General features: G+C 50.9%; 7 protein-coding genes. 3 read left to right on the top strand and 4 right to left on the bottom strand.

The window, feature by feature from the left end:
- Positions 1-282 (top strand): hypothetical protein (locus Q0231_RS02900; RefSeq protein ID WP_299344846.1); only part of this gene is annotated, 282 nt, incomplete at its 5' end.
- A gap of 4 nt (positions 283-286) precedes the next feature.
- Here the strand turns inward: Q0231_RS02900 and rpmF are convergent.
- Positions 287-469: a 50S ribosomal protein L32 gene (gene rpmF / locus Q0231_RS02895; RefSeq protein WP_269395367.1), complete on the bottom strand. Its 183-nt coding sequence runs from the start codon at positions 467-469 to the stop codon at positions 287-289.
- Positions 470-607: 138 nt separating this feature from the next.
- On the opposite strand from rpmF, the gene Q0231_RS02890 reads away from it, so the two are divergent.
- Complete coding sequence (locus tag Q0231_RS02890; RefSeq protein WP_299344841.1) at positions 608-1,582, top strand: polyprenyl synthetase family protein; 975 nt, start codon at positions 608-610, stop codon at positions 1,580-1,582.
- Positions 1,583-2,146: a class I SAM-dependent methyltransferase gene (locus Q0231_RS02885; protein ID WP_269395365.1), complete on the top strand. Its 564-nt coding sequence runs from the start codon at positions 1,583-1,585 to the stop codon at positions 2,144-2,146.
- 15 nt (positions 2,147-2,161) lie between these two features.
- Here Q0231_RS02885 and fosX read toward each other — a convergent pair whose 3' ends face one another.
- From fosX to Q0231_RS02870, 3 genes are all read right to left on the bottom strand, one after another.
- The gene (gene fosX, locus Q0231_RS02880; protein ID WP_299344836.1) at positions 2,162-2,563 is read right to left on the bottom strand and encodes a FosX/FosE/FosI family fosfomycin resistance hydrolase; all 402 of its coding nucleotides are present in this window, start codon (positions 2,561-2,563) and stop codon (positions 2,162-2,164) included.
- Between the two features lie 3 nt (positions 2,564-2,566).
- The gene (locus tag Q0231_RS02875) at positions 2,567-3,025 is read right to left on the bottom strand and encodes a hypothetical protein (RefSeq protein WP_299344831.1); all 459 of its coding nucleotides are present in this window, start codon (positions 3,023-3,025) and stop codon (positions 2,567-2,569) included.
- 15 nt (positions 3,026-3,040) lie between these two features.
- On the bottom strand, positions 3,041-3,491 hold a 451-nt coding region (locus Q0231_RS02870), incomplete at its 5' end, for a flavodoxin-dependent (E)-4-hydroxy-3-methylbut-2-enyl-diphosphate synthase (RefSeq protein WP_299344828.1).

Raw genomic sequence — 3,491 nt, 5'->3', positions numbered from 1 at the left:
AAGCACAAAAGTTACCCCCGCGCCGCCTCCTCCCCCTCGCGCGTCATCCCGGATTTAGTCCGGGATCCAGGCGAGAATATCCGCCAACAAATGCGTTCGTGGTTTACTCCGGCCTGGATCCCTGCCGGCGCAGGGATGACGGATAATATTGGCGCGAGCGCCTTGTCCAAATTCGCTGATCAAAATGAACGTTTCTTCACCGTTCGTGCACGCCACCCCCAAACGCAAAAAACCGCCTCTCTTAGCAGAGAGACGGTTCAAAACTGCTGCACAGCGAAATAAAAGCTTACGCTTCTTTCGGTGTGAAGATCTGACGGCCACGATACATGCCAGTTTTCAGATCAACGTGGTGAGGACGACGCAATTCGCCGCTGTCCTTGTCTTCCACATATGTGTTTGCTTTAAGTCCATCAGCAGAGCGACGGAAACCGCGCTTCATGCGAGATATTTTACCCTTAGGTACTGCCATTTTGTCTCTCCATTCAACAAAAACGCCCCTCATCATTTTCTAACGCGGGGCCGCTTGAGCATCAAATTCTTGTCAGTTGGCGGGTATATACGCCTTTCAGCGCGCCTTGGCTAGTAAAAAATGTAATGCGGTGGTTTGTTGAATATCGCACCAATCACAGTTAAAACCATGATACCGCCAAGCAACAACAAAAGCTGCATTGAAAGCCACCATATGCGCCTCAGCGATGCCATAACAGCCTCTGCCAACTCGGTCGAGCATTTCCTTGATCGTGAACTCAGCGAATCGAACCTTTCTTCGCCTTACCCTGCCCCATCGCGCTTGATCAACGCGGTGCGGCACGGGGCACTGAACGGTGGTAAACGCTTGCGGCCATTGCTGGTGAAGCTGAGCGCAGAGCTGATTGGCGACACGAAGGGCGATTTGGTGCGGGCGGGCGCGGCGGTTGAATATGTTCATTGTTATTCCCTCGTGCATGATGATTTGCCCGATATGGACGATGATGATTTACGCCGCGGCCAACCCACCGTGCATGTGGCGTTTGATCCCGCCACAGCGATTCTGGCTGGGGATAGTTTGCTCACCCATGCGTTTGGTGTGCTGGCGGATGCACGCACCCACCCAGACGCAAACATTCGCACCCAACTGATCACTGAACTGGTGAAAGGCGCAGGCGTTGGTGGCATGGCCGGCGGCCAAATGCGGGACATAGAGGGGGAACGCCAAGGCTATGATCCTGAAACGATCTCCCTAATCCACGCCATGAAAACCGGCGCGATAATCCGCGCCTCAGTGCGCATGGGTGCCATTATGGCGAATGCAACCATCGCCCAATTGGCAAAGTTGACAGAATTCGCAGAATCAGCAGGCCGGATTTATCAACTCGCTGATGATATTTTGGACGCCACCAAAAGTTCTGCACAATTGGGCAAAACCGCAGGCAAAGACGCCGCCCAAGGCAAATCCACATTAATCGCCAGCCATGGGCTGGACCACGCCCATGAAGTGCTGAACGAAGAACTGCAAGGCGCCTTAGCCTTGCTAGAACCGTTCGGCGAACGCGCGCGCTTGATGAATGAGTTGGTGACGCATTTTGCCAAACGGGAGGCATAGATGACCTTTTACGATGACCCCAAGAATGCCGAAGACTATATCAAAATGGCCAAGGGCTATGACGGGGCCGCGCTGATTGCTTTGCTGGAACCACAAATGGCCAAGGGTGCAAGCGTTTTGGAACTGGGCATGGGCCCGGGCGTTGATCTGGACCTTTTGGCCAAGCACTACAAGGTGACAGGATCGGATTATTCCACTTACTTTTTGGACCGCTACAAGAAGCAACACCCCGATGCGGACTTGATTGAGCTGGACGCGGCAAAAATCAACACAGACCGCACATTCGATTGCATCTACTCAAACAAAGTGTTGCATCAATTTTCAGATGAGCAATTGAATTTCAGCTTTACCAAACAAAGCGACGCGCTCAACGATTCGGGCCTGATTTTTCATTCATTTTGGCTCGGCGACGAGGTGATGGAAATTCACGGCATGACCTTTTATTACCGCTCCATCAAAGATGTAACGGACCGGTTGGCGCAACATTTTGAACTGATTGATGCGCAGCAATATACTGAAATGGAAGATGGTGATTCTTTTTGGGTGCTGGCGAAAAAACGTTAGATTGCAAAAAACGGCTTATTGCGCATATGCGCGCAAACGCTCTTTAAGCGTTCCACTGTGCAATTCGAACAAATGATTGTCGTGATCATAAAAATAGATCGATCTCGCTTCACCCGCCACGCGTTTTCGACCATCTAAGACTTTTAACCCTAGCGCCTTTATGGCGGCGAGACGCTGGTCATATTCATCATCTGAGATTTTGAAGGCAACGTGATTATAGGTTTGTGTCGGCAAGGGTTCGCCGATCATGACAGCCACCCAAATACCGCCAACGTCATAAAAACGCTCTTTAGCAACAGAAAATTGTTTGTCGCCGCTATCATAAATCTTTTTGGCATCAAGCACATTGACCAAGACCTGCTCCATTTGGTCCAAGTCTTTCACGATAAATGTGATATGGCTGAGCCCTTCAACCAACTGTCAAACCTCCGCGGGAATTCGTTTTTCAATCGCGACCCTGATTTTGTCGCGCAATGCGCCAAATTCTTCTTCGGAGAAATCGGCAGAACCGTGCCAATCATAGAACCAAATCGGATGCGCTCGTTTCTCATCAGTTTCTGACATGTAACGTGGGATGATATGTGCATGTAGCACTTGGTCGGTATTGCCCAAAATCTCATAATTAATGCGATAAGCGTCGGTCGCTTCCAGCAATGCATCCCCGATCAGCGCCATATCCGCCAAATATTGAGCGCGTGCATTACCGCTCAAATCATTGAGTGAATAAACACACGGGTCTGACAAAAGAATAATTTGCCCAGGTTGCACCTGTTTATCGCACATCACCGCCCAACCGGACGGCATTTGGCAAATCACCCATGGATTTTCGCCTTTACGGGCCATTTCCACGCGTTCGTGCGCAATTGTTTTGTCGGTCATAATTCCTCTTATGCTTTAAGTACCAAATCGCTCTTCAATATATTCCGCCACCATCAGTTTAAACTGATCCGCAATATCTGCGCCGCGCAAGGTTTTGGCTTTTTGCCCGTCAATGAACACAGGTGCCGCAGGTGTTTCGCCGGTGCCGGGCAGTGAAATGCCAATGTCTGCGTGTTTTGATTCGCCCGGCCCGTTGACGATGCAGCCCATCACGGCAACGCTCATACCTTCAACGCCGGGGTATTTTTCGCGCCATATTGGCATGGAGGTATTGAGGTGATCCTGAATATCCTTGGCCAATTGCTGAAACACGGTTGAAGTGGTGCGCCCGCAGCCCGGACAAGCGGTGACAACGGGCAAGAACTGACGGAAACCCATAGTTTGCAAAAGTTGCTGAGCCACTTCCACTTCCAAACAGCGATCACCATCTGGTTCGGGGGTCAGGGAAATGCGGATCGTATCGCCA

It is taken from the genome of uncultured Maritalea sp. (genome assembly GCF_937139385.1).
GTDB lineage: Bacteria > Pseudomonadota > Alphaproteobacteria > Rhizobiales > Devosiaceae > Maritalea > Maritalea porphyrae_A.
Note: the sequence above shows the minus strand (reverse complement) of the source record. Positions and strands in the feature narration are given on the sequence as shown.

Coding starts and splice junctions, on each gene's coding strand:
- Q0231_RS02875 (WP_299344831.1), bottom strand. CDS start 3,025: ATGACCGACAAAACAATTGCGCACGAACGCGTGGAAATGGCCCGTAAA.
- rpmF (WP_269395367.1), bottom strand. CDS start 469: ATGGCAGTACCTAAGGGTAAAATATCTCGCATGAAGCGCGGTTTCCGT.
- Q0231_RS02885 (WP_269395365.1), top strand. CDS start 1,583: ATGACCTTTTACGATGACCCCAAGAATGCCGAAGACTATATCAAAATG.